Annotated in this window: 16 protein-coding genes and 1 riboswitch; of the genes, 7 read left to right on the top strand and 9 right to left on the bottom strand. The window is 62.8% G+C overall.

Annotated elements, in window-relative coordinates:
* Window positions 1-24: 24 nt before the first annotated feature.
* From TX24_RS27660 to TX24_RS27650, 3 genes are read right to left on the bottom strand one after another with little or no spacing between them, the layout of a single operon-like run.
* The gene (locus tag TX24_RS27660) at window positions 25-2,247 is read right to left on the bottom strand and encodes a GMC oxidoreductase (protein WP_057711850.1); all 2,223 of its coding nucleotides are present in this window, start codon (window positions 2,245-2,247) and stop codon (window positions 25-27) included.
* Window positions 2,244-2,735, bottom strand: coding sequence for a hypothetical protein (locus tag TX24_RS27655; protein ID WP_003192607.1), 492 nt, complete (start codon window positions 2,733-2,735; stop codon window positions 2,244-2,246). The genes TX24_RS27660 and TX24_RS27655 overlap by 4 nt, the downstream gene beginning before the upstream one ends.
* A 4-nt stretch (window positions 2,736-2,739) precedes the next feature.
* On the bottom strand, window positions 2,740-4,080 hold the full coding sequence (locus tag TX24_RS27650; protein WP_003192605.1) for a hypothetical protein: 1,341 nt from the start codon (window positions 4,078-4,080) through the stop codon (window positions 2,740-2,742).
* A gap of 326 nt (window positions 4,081-4,406) precedes the next feature.
* Here TX24_RS27650 and TX24_RS27645 point away from each other — a divergent pair, with 326 nt between their 5' ends.
* Window positions 4,407-4,970, top strand: coding sequence for a nucleotidyltransferase family protein (locus tag TX24_RS27645; protein ID WP_057711849.1), 564 nt, complete (start codon window positions 4,407-4,409; stop codon window positions 4,968-4,970).
* 105 nt (window positions 4,971-5,075) lie between these two features.
* On the opposite strand, the gene chrA is transcribed toward TX24_RS27645, so the two are convergent.
* The gene (gene chrA / locus TX24_RS27640) at window positions 5,076-6,269 is read right to left on the bottom strand and encodes a chromate efflux transporter (protein ID WP_003192601.1); all 1,194 of its coding nucleotides are present in this window, start codon (window positions 6,267-6,269) and stop codon (window positions 5,076-5,078) included.
* 164 nt (window positions 6,270-6,433) lie between these two features.
* Here chrA and tspO point away from each other — a divergent pair, with 164 nt between their 5' ends.
* The 3 genes from tspO to TX24_RS27625 are packed head-to-tail and all read left to right on the top strand — an operon-like array spanning window position 6,434 to window position 8,284.
* A complete protein-coding gene (gene tspO / locus TX24_RS27635) occupies window positions 6,434-6,874 on the top strand; it encodes a tryptophan-rich sensory protein TspO (RefSeq protein ID WP_003192600.1) in 441 nt (146 codons plus the stop codon).
* A complete protein-coding gene (locus TX24_RS27630) occupies window positions 6,874-7,803 on the top strand; it encodes an alpha/beta hydrolase (RefSeq protein WP_057711848.1) in 930 nt (309 codons plus the stop codon). Before tspO ends, TX24_RS27630 begins: the two co-directional genes overlap by 1 nt.
* Window positions 7,793-8,284: a GNAT family N-acetyltransferase gene (locus tag TX24_RS27625; RefSeq protein ID WP_003192598.1), complete on the top strand. Its 492-nt coding sequence runs from the start codon at window positions 7,793-7,795 to the stop codon at window positions 8,282-8,284. Before TX24_RS27630 ends, TX24_RS27625 begins: the two co-directional genes overlap by 11 nt.
* A 599-nt stretch (window positions 8,285-8,883) precedes the next feature.
* Here TX24_RS27625 and TX24_RS27620 read toward each other — a convergent pair.
* The 4 genes from TX24_RS27620 to TX24_RS27605 form a co-directional block, all read right to left on the bottom strand.
* On the bottom strand, window positions 8,884-9,648 hold the full coding sequence (locus TX24_RS27620; protein WP_003192596.1) for an ABC transporter ATP-binding protein: 765 nt from the start codon (window positions 9,646-9,648) through the stop codon (window positions 8,884-8,886).
* Entirely contained in the window at window positions 9,645-10,649 is a 1,005-nt protein-coding gene (locus tag TX24_RS27615) for a FecCD family ABC transporter permease (protein WP_003192595.1), read from the bottom strand. The genes TX24_RS27620 and TX24_RS27615 overlap by 4 nt, the downstream gene beginning before the upstream one ends.
* Window positions 10,646-11,656 carry an ABC transporter substrate-binding protein gene (locus TX24_RS27610; protein ID WP_034134156.1) on the bottom strand — a complete coding sequence of 337 codons (1,011 nt, stop codon included), beginning with the start codon at window positions 11,654-11,656 and terminating at the stop codon, window positions 10,646-10,648. The genes TX24_RS27615 and TX24_RS27610 overlap by 4 nt, the downstream gene beginning before the upstream one ends.
* Window positions 11,657-11,771: 115 nt before the next feature.
* A riboswitch (cobalamin riboswitch) is annotated at window positions 11,772-11,964 on the bottom strand.
* Window positions 11,965-12,083: 119 nt separating this feature from the next.
* A complete protein-coding gene (locus TX24_RS27605) occupies window positions 12,084-13,013 on the bottom strand; it encodes a DNA/RNA non-specific endonuclease (protein WP_032900775.1) in 930 nt (309 codons plus the stop codon).
* 136 nt (window positions 13,014-13,149) lie between these two features.
* Between TX24_RS27605 and TX24_RS27600 the strand changes: the two genes are divergently transcribed.
* Both TX24_RS27600 and TX24_RS27595 read left to right on the top strand, forming a co-directional pair.
* Window positions 13,150-14,211: a M4 family metallopeptidase gene (locus TX24_RS27600; RefSeq protein ID WP_003192590.1), complete on the top strand. Its 1,062-nt coding sequence runs from the start codon at window positions 13,150-13,152 to the stop codon at window positions 14,209-14,211.
* A gap of 29 nt (window positions 14,212-14,240) precedes the next feature.
* Window positions 14,241-14,546: a protealysin inhibitor emfourin gene (locus tag TX24_RS27595; RefSeq protein ID WP_003192587.1), complete on the top strand. Its 306-nt coding sequence runs from the start codon at window positions 14,241-14,243 to the stop codon at window positions 14,544-14,546.
* A 14-nt stretch (window positions 14,547-14,560) separates the two neighbouring features.
* On the opposite strand, the gene TX24_RS27590 is transcribed toward TX24_RS27595, so the two are convergent.
* Window positions 14,561-15,682, bottom strand: coding sequence for an NADH:flavin oxidoreductase (locus TX24_RS27590; RefSeq protein WP_003192585.1), 1,122 nt, complete (start codon window positions 15,680-15,682; stop codon window positions 14,561-14,563).
* A gap of 99 nt (window positions 15,683-15,781) precedes the next feature.
* Here TX24_RS27590 and TX24_RS27585 point away from each other — a divergent pair, with 99 nt between their 5' ends.
* Window positions 15,782-16,183: a winged helix-turn-helix transcriptional regulator gene (locus tag TX24_RS27585; RefSeq protein ID WP_003192584.1), complete on the top strand. Its 402-nt coding sequence runs from the start codon at window positions 15,782-15,784 to the stop codon at window positions 16,181-16,183.
* Window positions 16,184-16,192: the final 9 nt, after the last annotated feature.

The raw sequence follows: 16,192 nt of genomic DNA, 5'->3' as shown, positions 1-16,192 counted from the left end.
ACTGTGGAGTTGCTAAGACAGCGCCTACACCGCCCCGAAACGCACCTCCACCGACAGGCTGCCCTGGTTATCGCTCAGGCCAGCCCCGTAACGTCCGTCCAGGTCGTCATTGATGCACAATTGCAACTCCCCCTGCTGGCCACGCGGCAATTGCGCCTGGTTGCCCACCAGGAACGGCGCGCCGCTGGTGCCGATACGCCCGATCAACGCTCCCTCTGGTTGACCGGGTAAGGTATAGCCGGGCTTGGCGGTCAAGCCTGGGTGGCCTGCCGCGCCGACCATCCCGGTGCCCGGGTTGGCCGTCCACTGCCCACCGGTGCACACCGCCAGTTGCCAGCTGTGCCCGTTGACCTGCAGGCCTGTGCCCTGCCAGGGGTCTCTGGCCTGCACCTGCACGGTACGCTTGAGCAGGTCGCTGGCGACCACGTCGGCGGCCTGGAAGGTCAGCGCGGTGATGGTCAAGGTTGGGTTGGCGGTGCCGGTGGCGGGGAACACGCCGTCGCCGACCAGGAACAGGTTGGGGTGGTCCCAGCTGCGCTGGTCTTTGTCCACCACCGACTTGGTGCGGTCCGAGCCCATGCGGTAGGTGCCCATCAGGTGGCCAGCGCCGTAGAACGCGTAGTTCTGGCCGCCGTGCTCGAACACCGTTTGCGAGCCGGGCTTGAGCTCAGGGTTCAGGTCGGTCAGCTCGGTGGCACCCATCAGCTTGGTGATGATATGCGTGGCGGCCAGGCGCGCCTGCTTGAAGCCCTCCTTGGTGTAGTCGGACAGTTCGTAGGCGATCTGCGGCCTGGTCAGGCCCAAGCCGTCGGTGAGCCCCTCGGCCCTCTCTACCCGGCACAGCGCTTTGTCGGGGTCTTTCTCGACCTGCTCGATCAAGAAGCCCAGACGGAACTGGCGGGTCAGCACGCTGTTGAGCTGCTGCACCAGCGCCACGCCGGACAACGCCTTGTTATGGGGGTTGGCGCCGCCATGGTTGGTGCCGTCGATGAAATCGCAGACCGCGGCGTACGGATCATTCGCCGACCAATTCCAGCCCTCGTTGCCGATCTCGATACGCCAGGCGGCACGTTCGCTGCGGAACGGGCCATCGCGCATGTCTTCGATCCCCGAGGTGGACAATGGCCCACGGAACGGGAACAACGGCTTGCCTTCAGGCATTAGGCCCCAGGCCAGGTACACCGGGTGGTCGGCCAGTGACTTGCCGACCTGGCCGCTGCTGTTGGCGACGCCGTTGGGGCTGTGCGGGCCGATGGAGTTGAGCAGCAGCTTGGGCGTTTCGATCGCGTGGGCGGCGATCACGTAGCGCTTGCCCTGGGCCGTGCCGTTCTGGCGGGTGCCGTTGTTCTGGTATTGGATGAAATCGATACCCGTGACCCCATTGGCATCGACCTGCACTTGGCTCGCCACACACTGGTAGAGGATACGCACGTTGCCGGTATCCAGCGCCTTGGCCATGGTCACGGTGGCGTCGTACTTGGCCTGGATCGGGCAAATCGGCGTGCAGCTGGTGTTGCCGGCGCATACCCGTCGGCCATTGTCGTTCTGCGAGTTACGCCCGGCCGGGGTTTGCCGCACGTTGAGGGTGATGCCCTGGTACTGGGTGCCATCGACGGCCTTGCCCACGCCCTGGTCGACCAACGACGGCGGAATGCCGTGCATGCTGTATTGGTAGCCCTGCGGGAAGGTCACGCCCAGGTAGCTCTGCGACGCCACATCGGCGGACACGCCCATCTCTTCCTCGGCGCGGCAGTAGGCGGTTTGCAGGTCGTCGTAGCTGATCGGCCAGTCGACCCCGACCTTGTACACGCTCTGCATACGAAAGTCGTTGGGCAACAGGCGCAGGGCCGTGCCCATCCAGTGCCACATGGTACCGCCGCCTACCCGCTCGTAGGTGCTGGCGAACAGTTGCTTGCCCTTTTGTACCAGGTAGCTCTTCTGCAGCTTGTTCGGATCGTCGCTGCCGGCGGTGATCAAGTCTTGGATAGTCGCTCGCGGGGCGAACTGTTTGGCCGGGGTCTGCTCGGTCTGCTCCGGTGGGTAGGGCGACTCGGGCGCCTTGAGCACGGCCGTGTAGAAACGCTCCAGGTACTCGCTGCGGTTAGGTGGAATCGCCGGGCCCGACTCGAGCACCAGCACTTTCAAGCCAGCCAGGCCCAACTGATAGGCCATGACGCTGCCGGCCATGCCGGCGCCCACGACGATTACATCGGCGGTTTCGATGTTCTGGGTGTGTAGAGTGCTCATGGTTGCTGCCCTTCCTTGGCGTCGACACCGGTGAATTGCTTGAGGGTCGGTGGCTGCTCGGCCCAGTAGCCGAAGTGGTATTGGCTGTAGCCCATAGGGTGGGACTGGGCGATCTTCCACGCCCAGCTTTCCTTGTAGGCCTGGTCGGAGACCACGCGGATGTCACCCTTGTGGGCGGTGCCCTGGTCATAAGGCTGGTACCAGCTACCAAGCAGCCACAGCTTCATGATCGAGCGCGCGCCCTGGGCGATCTGCGGGTCAGAGTTGCCGAGCACGGCGCTGGCGATTTGCTCAGGCGGTTGGTTCTTGATGCGGGCGAATAGCGTCAGCAGGTTGCTGAACGCAGCGGTGCCCATGCCTTGCTCGGCAGTTGCCAAGAACAGCGGCGGCAGGTTGACCGGGTCGAGCAAAGGCGCCAGCAGTTTGGCTGACAGGCCAGTGAGCACGGCGGACAGGTCGATGAAGTTTTGCAGGTTTGGGTCGCTCATGGCATCACTCCTTGGCACCGGTGGATTGGGCACGTTCAAGCAGGAAGGTGAAATCGGCGAAACTGGTGCGCGGGGACTGGGTCACCCGGGTGGTCGCGTTGTTGTGGCACTCCATGCAACTGGACGAGGCCTGTGGCGTGGTGCCCTGGTTGTAGGTTTCCAGCGTGGCGTTGGCCAGGAAGGTCGGGGCAGGCGTGCCCAGCGGGTTGGTCGGCGACGGTACTTGGCAGTCATCGGCGGGAGCGGTTGGCCACTGGGTGCTGATCAGCTGGTAATTGGCCCAGACCGTGCCCTTGAGTGCGCCTTGCCACTGCGCGTTGAGCTGGTGGGTCGCGGCGGTGAGTGGTATTTCCCGCACGATCTGCGAAGGCGTGGCGTACTTCGACGGGTCCCACGGCCGCGCTGGCGGCTCATTCACCGGGCGGTTGCTGGCCTGGGCGTCGTAGAACAGGTAGGGGCCCTTGCGCTCGTTTATCGGTGTGGTCTCTTCCGGCACGTTGCGCACGTGCTCGAAGGTCGACCATACCCACTGCGGCGCCTCTTTGGTCTTGTGCACGATGTGCAGGCCGACCAGCCCGACCTTCTGCGCGCTGCATGACTCGGGGATTACCGCGCCCGTGTTCGGGTCGGTGTTGCCACGGGTGTAGACCAAGGCGTCGACGGCGTGGAAGTCCTGCGGGTTGTCGTTGCGGCCGAGTACCTTCCAGGCTGATTTAACCATGATCGCGCCGACTTGCTGGGTCTCCTTCGCGCCGCAGGAGAAGGCGATGCGGTTGTCGGCCTTGCTCAGGAACGCTTGCTGGCCTTCCTTGCTGTAGAGGCCGTTGTTGACGATGTCGTCGAACATCGGCTGGTTGACCATAATCGCGTTGCGCGTGTAGGTGCCCTCCTGGTCTACCAGTGGGCCGGTCTTGAACGGCTGGATGAACTCGTCGAGCACACCGGCGACCTTGCCCATCTGTTGCAGCACGGGCAGATCCCCCTTGCCTTGGCAGGCGGCGGGTGGCGGCGTGTGCTGGTCCCAGGCGACCGGCTTCTGGCCTTGGGGCAGGAAAATCGCGTAGCTCTCCTTCCACGACTCCCAAACTCTCTGCCCCGGCGCGCCGATCTGCGCCGAGGTGTTGGCGCTGCCGTCGGCGTTGGCGGGCCAGTTCAGGGCGACGAAGGTCTGCCACGACAGCACGTCGAAAGCGCGTTGCAGGCTGTCCAGGGTGATGGGAGGGTTGGCGGTGACGTCGAAGGGGATCGCAGGTGACAGCACCGGCGGGGTGGCCGTATCGGCCATGGCGAGCGCACTGGTGAAGCTTGCACCCAGACACGCCAACTGTTTCAGGGTTATTTTCATTATCGTCTCCTCAGCAGATAACGCGTCGGGACGATGAGGCGGACTGGCCCTTCATGGACCGAATGTTCAGCGTAATCCCTGACGCTAAGCTGAAGGCTAGCCGTTGCGTCAGAACCCTCAGAGATATCCGACTAAAGGTAGGGATAAGCAGGATTGGCGCACGGCGGCAGATGCAGGCGTAGGCAATGGAGCAAGGTGTGGCGGGGGGGGATTGGGTTTTGCCTTCAGGCGTTGCGTGATCGTTTAGGATTTTCGCGAGCGAGCTCGCTCCTACAGGAGTACCATATTCGGGTGTTATGGTTGCGGCAGGCTATGGAGGACTGAACATGACATTGACTGTCGACACCTTGCTCGAATTGGCCATGGCCAACCCGATCAATGCCCAAATCACGGCGCGCCTGCCGGATCTGGGTGTGCAGCAGTGCCTGCTCACGGCGGGCTGCCTGTTCCAGGCGGTGTGGAATCATCAGGCGAATCTGCCGGCCGATCAGGGCGTGAAGGATTACGACGTTTTTTACTTTGATGAGGATGTTTCGTACGAGGCGGAGGACGCGGTGATTCGCCGAGCACAGGCGCTATTTGAGGACCTGGGCGTGAATGTAGAGGTCAAGAATCAGGCGCGGGTGCACCTTTGGTATGGGCAGCGGTTTGGCCGGCCTTATCCGCAGTTGCATTCGGCTCGGCAGGGGGTTGACCGTTACCTGGTGGCGGGCACGTGCATTGCGCTGGATATTGCCTCGGGCGAGGTGTATGCGCCTTATGGCCTGGAGGATGTGGAGCAGGGTGTCTTGCGCATCAACCCTTTGCATCCGGAGCCTGAGCTGTTTTTGCACAAGGCCAGGAGTTATCAGGCGCGTTGGCCGTGGCTCAAGATTGTCGAGCCGGGCTGAGCCCCAATGCTGTAGGAGCGAGCTTGCTCGCGAAAATCGTTAACGATAACGCGTGCCTTCAGATTAAACGCGGCGCCTGTGAGTTTTTCGCGAGCAAGCTCGCTCCTACAGTAACGTGCCGAGTAGGCCGCAACTTATCACTACCAGCCATGGCGGCAGTTTCCACACCATCAACACGGCCAGTGCCAGCAACGCCAGGGCGAGGTCGTAGCCGTTGAAAATCGCACTGGTCCACACCGGCTGGTACAGCGCCGCCAACAACAGGCCAACCACCGCCGCGTTCACCCCGGCGAGCGCGGCTTGGGTGCGCGGGCTTTTGCGCAGGTTGGCCCAGAAGGGCAAGGCGCCGAAGATCAGCAGAAACGACGGGGCGAAGATCGCCAGCAGCGCGATCACCCCGCCAAGCCAACCGCTCGGGGCGTGGGTCATGGAGGCGCCGAGGAAGGCGGCGAAGGTGAACAGCGGGCCGGGCACGGCCTGGGTGGCGCCGTAGCCGGCGAGGAAAACATCGTTGCTGACCCATTGGCTGGGCACCACTTCGGCTTGCAGTAGCGGCAACACCACGTGGCCGCCGCCGAATACCAGCGCGCCGGTGCGGTAGAAGGCGTCTACCAGCGCCAGTGTGGGGTTAAGCGCCCATGCGGCGAGGAGCGGCAAGGCCACCAGCAACAGCAAAAACAGCATCAACCATAGGGCCCCGGCGCGGCGGCTGATGGCAATGGGCAGGGCGTCGGGCTCGGCACTGCTCTCGGGCTTGAACAGCAACAGGCCGGCCACGCCTGCGACCACCATGACCCCGACTTGAGCCCAAGCGGAGGGTTGCAGCAACACCACGCAGGCGGCGATCAACATCAACGCCACCCGTAAAACGCCTCTGCACAGGTTGCGTGCCATGCCCCACACAGCCTGGGCCACCACGGCTACGGCGACGACCTTGAGGCCGTGCAGCGCGCCATGGGGGAGGGCGCCGCCGTAGTGGGCCAGCCCCAGGGCAAACAGGATCAGGACGATGGCCGATGGCAAGGTGAACCCGGCCCAGGCTGCCGCCGCGCCCCGGTAACCCGCGCGGGACAGGCCCAACGCGATACCGACCTGGCTGCTGGCCGGGCCGGGGAGGAACTGGCACAGGGCGACCAGTTCGGCATAGCTGCGCTCGCTGAGCCAGCGGCGGCGGGTGACGAACTCTTGGCGAAAATAGCCGAGGTGCGCAATCGGCCCGCCGAAGGAAGTGAGGCCCAGGCGCAGGAAGATCAGGAACACTGACCAGGGGCTGCTGCGGTGATCGGCAAGCTGGGGCAAGGGGACGTCTCGGGCAGCGATGCTGGATGTTGCCGACCATAACCAATTTTCATGACGCGCAGAAGAGCGGGTATTTTGCTGCTCCCATTGAATTTATCCGAGGTTGCTTGAGTCACTCAAAGCAGTGCATTGTTTTTCCATCCACAGGACCTCAAGGACCGACCATGACCTTTTTCATCTTCCTGCTCGCCTGCGCCGCCGCCGCCAGCACTGGCGTGATCTTCAAACCCGGCGCCTGGTACGAATCCCTGGTCAAGCCCAGCTTTACCCCGCCTAATTGGCTGTTCCCGGTGGCATGGACGATCATTTACCTGCTGTTGGCCTGGGCCGGTTACCGCTTGACCTTGATCCCCGGCAGCGAAATGGTGTTGGCCCTGTGGGCGGCGCAGATCGCGTTGAACACGCTGTGGACGCCGGTGTTCTTTGGTGCCCATCGCTTGTTCGCGGGGATGGTGATTATCGTGCTCTTGTGGCTCACCGTAGCCGCCATGGTAGTGCTGGCCGTGCGCCTGGATTTGATCACCGGCCTGATCCTGTTCCCGTATCTGGCGTGGCTGTGCGTGGCCGCGGCGTTGAACTTCTCGATCCTGCGTAATAATCGCTGATGGCCTACCAGCATTGGCCCGCCAGCGAGCCCGAACTGGCCCAGATGCGCCGCTTCAATCAGAAACTGGCGTGGATGCCGCGCTTTAAAGTCCGCAACCGCGTGACACCGCGTCTGATCCAGGCACTGCTACGCGCTAGCCAGACGTTCAAGAAGGCGCCCGTGGTTGAGCTGAAAAGGCTGGGCACGGTGCCCGTGCGCATCTTGCGCCCCAGTGGCAAGCCCAAAGGCGTGGTGCTGGATATCCACGGCGGTGGCTGGGTGATCGGCAATGCGCAAATGGATGACGACCTTAACCTTGGCATGGTCAACGCGTGCGATGTGGCGGTGGTGTCGGTGGATTATCGGCTGGCGGTGGATACGCCAATTGAAGGGCTGCTGGATGACTGCCTGACGGCTGCGCGCTGGCTGTTGGCGGACTGCCCGGAGTTTGCCGGCCTGCCGGTGTTTTTTGTCGGTGAGTCGGCCGGCGGGCACCTGGCGGCGGCCACTTTGTTGGCGCTCAAGCAATGGCCCGAGTTACTCCAGCGGGTCAGCGGCGCGGTGTTGTATTACGGCGTCTACGATTTGACCGGCACCCCCAGCGTGCGCACGGCCGGGCGGGACACGCTGTTGTTGGACGGACCGGGCATGGTTCAGGCGCTGCGCCTGCTGACGCCGGGGATCAGCGACGAGACGCGCCGTCAGCCACCGTTGTCCCCCTTGTATGGGGACTTTGCGGGGTTGCCGCCAGCATTGATGTTTGTGGGTGAACTGGACCCGCTCAAGGATGACACCCTGCTTATTGCCGAGCGATGGGCGGCGGTGGAGGCCCATCTCTTGCCGGAAGCGGCCCATGGGTTTATTCACTTTCCGGTGGCGATGGCTGATCGCGTGTTGGCTTACGCTCGCCAGTGGATAACGGGCCGGATCCTTGGCAATGAGCGTTAGTATCGAGGCGGTGCAGGCCGCTGACATTTCCCAGGTGCTGAGCTTCGCTTTGCAGGCGCGTGATGAACTGTTTCCCACGCTCAGTGCCACCGGAGTACCCCAGGATCTGGCGCAGTTTGAAGCCCTCTACCTTGAGGGCAGCGGGCGATTTTTGATTGCTCGTGCTGAAGGCCGGATCGTTGCCTCCGTGGCTTATCGGCCCTACGACGGCCGTTTCCCCCAGTTGAACTACCAGGGCCGCAACACGGTGGAAGTGGTGCGCCTGTATGTGCTCCCGGCAGCACGACGCTTGGGCCTGGCGGGCCGGTTATACCGCTCGCTGCAAGCGCTGGCGCGGGCCGATGGCGTAGAGGTGATGTACCTGCACACCCATCCGTTTCTGCCCGGTGCGATTGAATTCTGGCGCAGGCAGGGGTTTGAGGTGGTGGATGTCGAGGCCGACCCGATATGGCAAACCACCCACATGCACCTGCCTCTGTAGAACCAATGTGGGAGGGGGCTTGCCCCCGATGGCGGTGGGCCAGTCACCGATGTATTTGTTGACACTCCCTCATCGGGGCATAGGTATCTACACAACTTTGTAGGCTGTAGCAGCCGACGGTAACCACGATGCGAAGCGAGACGCTCTTGATCTTGATCTGCTTTTGATCTTAGGCGCCCCGTTAAACCACGCTGGCGGATTACGGGCACACCGAGCCTGGGCGAGGTGCCGAGTGGTGGGGCAAGAGCGTTTTGCTTACTTTGGCCTGGGCCGGCATCCCGGCTTTTGCAAAGTGAGCCGCCGTCAGGGCGGAACCCTAAGTGGCCGTTACCGCAGGAATGGATATGTACAGGGTCCAACTGTGTTGACTGTCAAGCCGTCTTCGCAGGCAAGCCAGCTCCCACAGTTGGATCGCGGTGCGTCAGTTAGATCAGCGTCGGCTGCCAGGCCGTCGCGGGAGCAAGCTCCCTCGCCACAGGTTTAGCGTCGTACCGAAGTTGTGTAGATACTTATGCTCATCGGGGGCAAGCCCCCTCCCACATTTGGATCACAGTTGGCAGTCAGACCGTCACCAGAGCAAGCTGCCCCAACGTACGGATTCAGTTGGAGCGCAGGCGCAGGATTTGCGCGCCGTCAAACGGGTCCGTCAGGTAATGCCCCTGCACTCCGAATGTCTCCTGCAAACGCTGCGGCGTCAGCACCTCAAGCGGCGTACCCAGCGCCACCAGCCGCCCGCGATCCAGCACGGCCAGGCGATCACAGGTCAGCGCCTGATTCAGATCATGCAGCGCAATCAAGGTGGTCACCGGCAAGCCTTGCACGCCTTTCAAGATCGCCAGTTGATGCTGGATATCCAGGTGATTGGTCGGCTCGTCCAGCAACAAAATCTGCGGGCGCTGCGCCAGGGCGCGGGCGATGTGCACGCGTTGGCGTTCGCCGCCAGAGAGGCTGCGCCAGGCGCGTTGGCTCAGGTGGGTGGCGTCTACGTCGTGCAGCGCCTGGTGCACGATGGCGTCGTCTTCACGCGACCATGGGCTCAGCGCCGACAGCCAGGGCGTGCGGCCTAGCGCCACGGCGTCGAACACGCGGATGGCGTCGTCGGTGTCGGCCTGTTGCTCCACCACCGCCAGCTGTTGCGCGATGGTGCGGCGTGACAACCCACCGACCCGCTTGCCGCCCAGGCGCACTTCACCGCTGGCCGGCGGGCGCAAACCGGCGAGTAATTTGAGCAGGGTGGACTTGCCCGAACCGTTCGGCCCGACGATGCCCAGGGTTTCGCCCGCCTGCACGTCCAGGTCGATACCGTCCAGTAACTGGGCCTCACGCACCTTGAAACCCAGGCCGCTGCAACTGAGCACGCTCATCGGGCGTTCCTCCGGCCAATCAAAATCAACGCAAACACCGGCGCGCCCACCAGTGCCGTGACCACCCCAACGGGAATCACTTGGCCCTTGATCAGGGTGCGTGACAGCACATCGGCGGCGATCAGAAACAGCGCGCCGCCCAAGGCGCTGGCCGGCAGCAAGCGCGAATGCCCGGTGCCAAGCAACAGGCGCACCGCATGGGGAATTACCAAGCCGACAAACCCGATGGAGCCGACGATGGACACCATCACCGCCGTCACCAGCGCGGCGCAGGCCACCAGCACAAATTGCACGCGGCGCACCGGGATGCCGAGGGAGGCCGCCGAGTCGCTGCCGAAGGTGAACGCATCCAGTGCACGCCGGTGCCACAGGCACACTGCGAGCCCCACGACCGCCACCGGCACCGCCAACCACACCGACGGCCAGCGCACGCCGCTGAGGTTGCCCAGCAGCCAGAACATAATGCCGCGGGCTTGTTCGGAGCTGGCCGACTTGGTGATCAGGAACGCGGTCAGGGCATTAAACAACTGCGAGCCGGCGATGCCCGCGAGGATGATCTGCCCGGTACCGCTGGACGATCCGCTGGCCCGCGCCAGCAGCGTCACCAGCGCAAATGCCGCCATCGCCCCCACAAACGCGCCCGCCGACAACGACACCAAGCCACCGCCCACGCCGATCAAGGCGACGAGCACTGCGCCGGTTGACGCACCGGCGCTGATGCCCAGCAGGTACGGGTCGGCCAGCGGGTTACGCAGCAGTGATTGCAGGATCACGCCGCACGTTGCCAACCCTGCGCCGCAGGCTGCGGCCACCAGGGCGCGGGTGAGGCGGTAGTTCCACACCACACCTTCGTCGATGGGGTCCAGTACGTAGCCGGCGGCCCAGAGTTTATTGGCGAGCACCTGCAGCACCACCTGCGGTTCGATGGCGGTTTCACCGATGGCGACGCCAGCGAGCAGGGCGAGCAACAGCAGCGCCAGGGCGAGTAGGGTGCGCATCATTTGCCCAGGTGGTAGCCGTCGATGGCGGCGGCCAATTGTTCAAGGCCCTCGAAGGTGCGCAGGCTCGCCTGCAAGGCAAGGGCGTCGAGGATGATGATGCGGTTGTTCTTCACCGCGTCCATGTTGCGGGTCACGGGGTCGCTGCGCAGGAAGGCGAGTTTCTTTTCATGGTCGTCGGCCGGGTAGCGGCGGCGGTCCATGCGTGCGATCACCAGGAAGGTGGGGTTGGCCTTGGCGATGGTTTCCCAGCCGACGGCAGGCCACTCCTCATCGGACTGCACCACGTTACGCAGGCCAAGGGTTTGCAGCATGAATTGCGGCACGCCTTTGTGGCCGGCTACGTAAGGGTCGCTGGCCATTTCGGCGCTGGAGAACCACACCAGTGCACTGGCTTGCTGCAAGCCCTTGCCCTGGGCCGTGGCGACGGACTTGGCCAGGCGCGCCTTGAGTTCGTCGGTCAGTTGTTGGCCGCGATCCTGCACGTCGAAAATCTGCGCCAGTTGCTGGAGGCTCTGGTAGATCGTCTCGATGCGAAAGGGCTCCAATCGCGTGCCGTCGGCACCCACCAGGTTGTCCTTGCCTTCGCAGTCGGACGGCAACAGGTAGGTGGGGATCTTCAGTTCATGAAACTGCTCACGGGTGCCGACCACGCCTTGGGGGCCCACCACCCATTCCAGCTCGGCGGCCACCAGTTGCGGGCGCTTGGCGAGTACGGCTTCGAAGCTGGGCTCGTTGTTGGCCAGGCGCTCGATGCGATCGTCCTGGGCCTTGTACTGCGCCGCCACGTTGTTGAACCACAGCGAAGTGCCGACCACCTTGTCGCCCACGCCCAGGGCGTAGAGCATCTCGGTGGCGGCCTGGCCGATGGTGACGCTGCGGGCGGGGGCGTGCTGGAAGGTCAGGGTGCTGCCGCAGTTTTGCAGGGTCAGCGGGTACTGAGTGGGCGCGGCTTGCGCCAGGGCACACACACTCAAACCTGCGATCAGGGCGGTAACGCGTGGCAGCATGAGGCGATCTCCTTGTGAACCGTAGGTGCAGCAGGGGAGGTACGGCTCGGAAATACGCCCATGGAGGCTGCTGAAGCGCAGGGCCAGGATGTCCTTCCCGGACACCCCGCCGGTTAGTGAATTAGCTGGGCCGGCAGGTCTCCTGACTGATGCGTCGTCGCCATGCCCCGCCTTCCCGGACGTGGTCCAGTGGCATTCGAGGGTAGGCTCGGCATCTACAGTTGCGGGGGCAGTTTCGGTTCACGCCGCGTGCGGCGTTTCGAATTCCCTGTTAGTCCCATACGGGAACCGGCGGCCGTATGGTAAGCGATCACACCCTGTAGGAGCGAGCTTGCTCGCGAAGGTCGCTAACGTTAACGCGGGGAGCCTGGTGCGCCGCGGTGCTCTCGGGTGCTTCGCGAGCAAGCTCGCTCCTACAAAGGGATCGTCAGAGCCGAATATCCTGGGGGCCGCGGATCAGCGCTTCGATCCGGGTGCCTGTGGCGCGCTCTTCGTTGCTGAAGCCGTCGTAGTCGGCCAGGTTGGCGAAGCGGATGCCGGTCAATTGTTCGATCGCGATCACGCTGCGCTGGTAGGTTCTGAGCTGACCGAACACCAGGTCCAACTGATCCAGCTCGCGTCGCTGGTCGATCATGTAGGCACTGGCGGACGGTTTGCCGTCGTCGCTGAGGTAGGCCACCACTTTCCAGAATGCCTGGGGGATTTTTACCCCGCGATAAACGCGATCGTTGTCGCTGAACACCGGGCCGCTGAACACCGTGGCCCGGGCTTTCCAGCGCTGGGTGTTGTCGAGGATGTAGTCTTCCAGTTCCAGCCAGGTCTTCTGGTTGAAGCCGCTCATTTGAGGGGAGCAGTTGGTGAAGTGAAAGGTGTCGAAGTTGGCGGTGTTGGCCTCGTCGCCCCAGTTGGGGTCCTGGCGCCGTACCAGGTGGCCGCGGTCCAGGCCATTGCCTGCATAGAGGTCTTCACCTACCTGCGCATCCAGGGGCAGGCGGCCATCGTAGGCCCAGGTGTCGTTGCTGCGCGTGATGTCTACATGCTTGGCGCCGTCGATATTCACCCCCACGTAGAGCGCCAGTCGTCGAGAGCGCGACAGGGTGATGGAGAAATGCGTGTAGTCCAGACGCTTGGGTTGCACGTCGCCCGCCAGTGGCTGGTCAACCGTGGGCCATGGCACCACGAAGTCGCTGAGGAAGTCGTCGGCATAGCCAGCGCGGTTTTTGAGGTCCTTGGCCGCGGTGACGCGCGGCGTCGCGGCTTTGGCTTCCAGCAGGGTGGGGTTGGCCGCGACCAATGGGCGCAGGTCGGCGAGCCTTGGGCGGTGGGAAAGGTCGATGTTGGCTGTGCGGGCGGGCATGGGCATGTTCCTTATGGGCCTCGGATAAACACCACTGAAACACAAACTCATGACAATTTGGCCCAGGGGGCGAACACAGGGCTATCCTGAAAACCGTTACCCGGACGTTCATCACACGCCAAAAAGGAGCCAGCTCATGTGTGTTCGCCAACCGCGCAACCCGATTTTTTGCCTGATCCCGCCGTACATGCTCGACCAGATCGCACGCCACGGCGACAAAGCCCAACGGGAAGTCGCATTACGCACGCGTGCCAAGGACAGCACGTTTCGTTCGTTGCGCATGGTCGCGGTACCCGCCAAGGGGCCGGCCCGCATGGCACTGGCCGTGGGCGCCGAGAAGCAACGCTCGATCTACAGTGCCGAAAACACCGACAGCCTGCCCGGCAAGCTGATCCGCGGCGAAGGGCAGCCCGCCAGTGGCGATGCCGCGGTGGACGAAGCCTATGACGGCCTGGGCGCGACCTTCGATTTTTTTGACCAGGTCTTTGATCGCAATTCCATCGACGATGCGGGCATGGCGCTGGACGCCACGGTGCACTTCGGCCAGGACTACAACAATGCGTTCTGGAATTCGACCCAGATGGTGTTCGGCGATGGCGACCAGCAGTTGTTCAACCGCTTTACCGTGGCACTCGACGTCATTGGCCATGAGTTGGCCCATGGCGTGACTGAGGATGAGGCCAAGCTGATGTACTTCAACCAGTCCGGTGCGCTGAACGAGTCGTTGTCGGATGTGTTCGGTTCGCTGATCAAGCAGTACGCGTTAAAGCAAACGGCCGAGGATGCCGACTGGTTGATCGGCAAGGGGCTGTTTACCAAAAAGATCAAGGGCACGGCGCTGCGCTCGATGAAGGCGCCAGGCACTGCGTTTGATGACAAGCTGCTGGGCAAAGACCCGCAGCCTGGGCACATGGATGATTTTGTGCAAACTTACGAGGACAATGGTGGGGTGCATATCAATTCCGGCATTCCCAACCACGCGTTCTATCAGGTGGCCACCCGGATTGGCGGGTTCGCCTGGGAGCGTGCCGGGCGTATCTGGTATGACGCACTGCGCGATTCGCGGTTGCGGCCCAATTCCGGGTTCTTGCGTTTTGCGCGCATTACCCACGATATTGCCGGCCAGCTTTATGGCGTGAACAAAGCTGAGCAGAAGGCAGTCAAGGAAGGCTGGAAAGCGGTGGGCATAAACGTTTGACGAAGCCGCCTGAGCGGCGAGGAAAAACCATGCGAATTTCAATCAAGGAAAGCGGCGGACCGGCGTTTTTTCCGGGGTTGGCCAAGCCGCGCACGGTAGAGTTGGACGCGCTGCCCGAGCCTGATCAGCAGGAGTTGCGGCAACTGATTGAAGCGTCGGGTTTTTTCCAGTTGCCGCAAAGCACCGATCCCGAGCCTGGCAACCCAGGCCGGGTGCATTACACCCTGACAGTTGCGGAAGGCAAGCGCGAGCACACGGTCTGTGTGCTCGCGCCGGTGAATCCCCCGGCACTGGACGGGTTGGTGCAGTGCGTGCGACGGCATAGTCGGGGCTGACTTGGGCCTATTGGCTAGATGAGCTCAGCAAGATCCGATGGGCTGAAGGCTTTCAGGCTGGAGGTCTCTCCCGTGCGAATTTTGCTGGCCCACTGTGGGTCGCTCAGTAATGCGCGGCCAACGGCGATGAGGTCAAATTCTTCGCGTTCAAGCCTGTGCACTAGATTATCCAGGCTGGCGGGTTGAGAGCTTTCGCCTCCGAAGGCGGCAAGAAAGTCCCCGGACAGGCCGACCGAGCCCACGCTGATGGTCGCCGCGCCGGTGAGTTTCTTGGCCCAGCCGGCGAAGTTCAGCCCCTGCTCGCCATCCAGTTCGGGAAATTCGGCTTCCCAGAAACGCCGTTGTGAGCAATGCAGGATATCGACACCCGCTTCCACCAGCGGCACCAGCCAGTCCGACATGGCGTTCGGCGTGGTCACCAGGCGCGCGCTGTAATCCTGCTGCTTCCACTGGCTCACCCGCAATATCACGGGGAACGCCGGGCCTACTGCTGCACGTATCGCCTTGACCACCTCTGCCGCGAAACGCGAGCGTTCCTTGATCGATGCACCATTGAACTGGTCGGGACGCTGATTGGTGCCTTCCCAGAAGAACTGATCGAGTAAGTAACCGTGTGCACCGTGTATTTCAACGGTATCAAACCCTAACCGTTTGGAGTCGGCAGCCGCCTTGGCGTAAGCCGCAATCGTGTCGGCGATGGCTTCATCACTCATCGCGTCACCGCGTGGCGTACTGGGTGCGGCGAGGCCGGAAGGGCCTTCGATACCTGTCTCGGGCGCCCAATCGTTGAAGGGATTTCCCACTGATCCGACATGCCAGATTTGCGGTCCCATTTTGCCGCCTGCCGCATGCACGCCGTCGATGACCTGTTTCCAGCCCGCCAATGCCTGGTCGCCATGGAACAGCGGGACGCCGGGGTCGTTACGTGCGCCGGGGCGATCAATGGCGGTGCCTTCTGAGAGAATCAGCCCGACGTCGTGTTCGGCACGTCGGCGATAATAGGCGGCGACGTTTTCTTCCGGTACACCGGTGGGGGAAAACGAACGGGTCATGGGTGCCATGACGATGCGATTTTTCAGGGCCAGGGATTTCAGCGCAAATGGCTGAAACAAAGCATCCAGATTCGTAACACTCATTGCCAGAGACTCCATTTGAAATGAGTCTTGATAGTATATTGTGTATACCTAATATCAATTAGGCACTTTAAAGCTATCAGGTATCCCAGAGGAAACCACATGCTCGATCATGACCCGGCGCTGACTCAAGACGGTACGGTGCCCAAGGTATTCAAAGCCGATTGCTCCAGCCGATTATTGCTTGATCAGATCACCGACAAGTGGTCGGTGCTGATACTGGGCTCTTTGTGCGAAAAACCGCTGCGTTTCAATGAAATCAGGCGTCGCCTGGACGGCATCACGCAAAAAGCCCTGACCCAGAGCCTGCGCCGTCTTGAACGCAGTGGCATCCTGGCGCGCCGGGTCATCCCGTCTTCACAGGTGGCGGTGGAGTACAGCATTACGCCGCTGGGGGGGACGCTGGAAGAGCCGTTCAAGGCGCTTTACGCCTGGACGCTCAGCCATTCGGAAGCGGTGCTGCAGGCGCAGGCGGCGTTCGATGCGCGCACCGACGACGCCTAGCCGTTGCAG

Source organism: Pseudomonas lactis, assembly GCF_001439845.1.
GTDB classification, from domain to species: Bacteria; Pseudomonadota; Gammaproteobacteria; order Pseudomonadales; family Pseudomonadaceae; genus Aquipseudomonas; species Aquipseudomonas lactis.
The sequence above is the reverse complement of the archived record's forward strand: the minus strand, read 5'-3'. Positions and strand labels throughout refer to the sequence as shown.

What these genes read in the sequence shown, in the direction of transcription:
- TX24_RS27630 (WP_057711848.1), top strand. Translation starts at nt 6,874, where the DNA reads ATGGCCTACCAGCATTGGCCCGCCAGCGAGCCCGAACTGGCCCAGATG.
- TX24_RS27625 (WP_003192598.1), top strand. Translation starts at nt 7,793, where the DNA reads ATGAGCGTTAGTATCGAGGCGGTGCAGGCCGCTGACATTTCCCAGGTG.
- TX24_RS27610 (WP_034134156.1), bottom strand. Translation starts at nt 11,656, where the DNA reads ATGCTGCCACGCGTTACCGCCCTGATCGCAGGTTTGAGTGTGTGTGCC.
- TX24_RS27645 (WP_057711849.1), top strand. Translation starts at nt 4,407, where the DNA reads ATGACATTGACTGTCGACACCTTGCTCGAATTGGCCATGGCCAACCCG.
- TX24_RS27590 (WP_003192585.1), bottom strand. Translation starts at nt 15,682, where the DNA reads ATGAGTGTTACGAATCTGGATGCTTTGTTTCAGCCATTTGCGCTGAAA.
- TX24_RS27605 (WP_032900775.1), bottom strand. Translation starts at nt 13,013, where the DNA reads ATGCCCGCCCGCACAGCCAACATCGACCTTTCCCACCGCCCAAGGCTC.
- tspO (WP_003192600.1), top strand. Translation starts at nt 6,434, where the DNA reads ATGACCTTTTTCATCTTCCTGCTCGCCTGCGCCGCCGCCGCCAGCACT.
- TX24_RS27660 (WP_057711850.1), bottom strand. Translation starts at nt 2,247, where the DNA reads ATGAGCACTCTACACACCCAGAACATCGAAACCGCCGATGTAATCGTC.
- TX24_RS27595 (WP_003192587.1), top strand. Translation starts at nt 14,241, where the DNA reads ATGCGAATTTCAATCAAGGAAAGCGGCGGACCGGCGTTTTTTCCGGGG.
- TX24_RS27655 (WP_003192607.1), bottom strand. Translation starts at nt 2,735, where the DNA reads ATGAGCGACCCAAACCTGCAAAACTTCATCGACCTGTCCGCCGTGCTC.
- TX24_RS27620 (WP_003192596.1), bottom strand. Translation starts at nt 9,648, where the DNA reads ATGAGCGTGCTCAGTTGCAGCGGCCTGGGTTTCAAGGTGCGTGAGGCC.
- TX24_RS27650 (WP_003192605.1), bottom strand. Translation starts at nt 4,080, where the DNA reads ATGAAAATAACCCTGAAACAGTTGGCGTGTCTGGGTGCAAGCTTCACC.
- TX24_RS27585 (WP_003192584.1), top strand. Translation starts at nt 15,782, where the DNA reads ATGCTCGATCATGACCCGGCGCTGACTCAAGACGGTACGGTGCCCAAG.
- TX24_RS27615 (WP_003192595.1), bottom strand. Translation starts at nt 10,649, where the DNA reads ATGATGCGCACCCTACTCGCCCTGGCGCTGCTGTTGCTCGCCCTGCTC.
- TX24_RS27600 (WP_003192590.1), top strand. Translation starts at nt 13,150, where the DNA reads ATGTGTGTTCGCCAACCGCGCAACCCGATTTTTTGCCTGATCCCGCCG.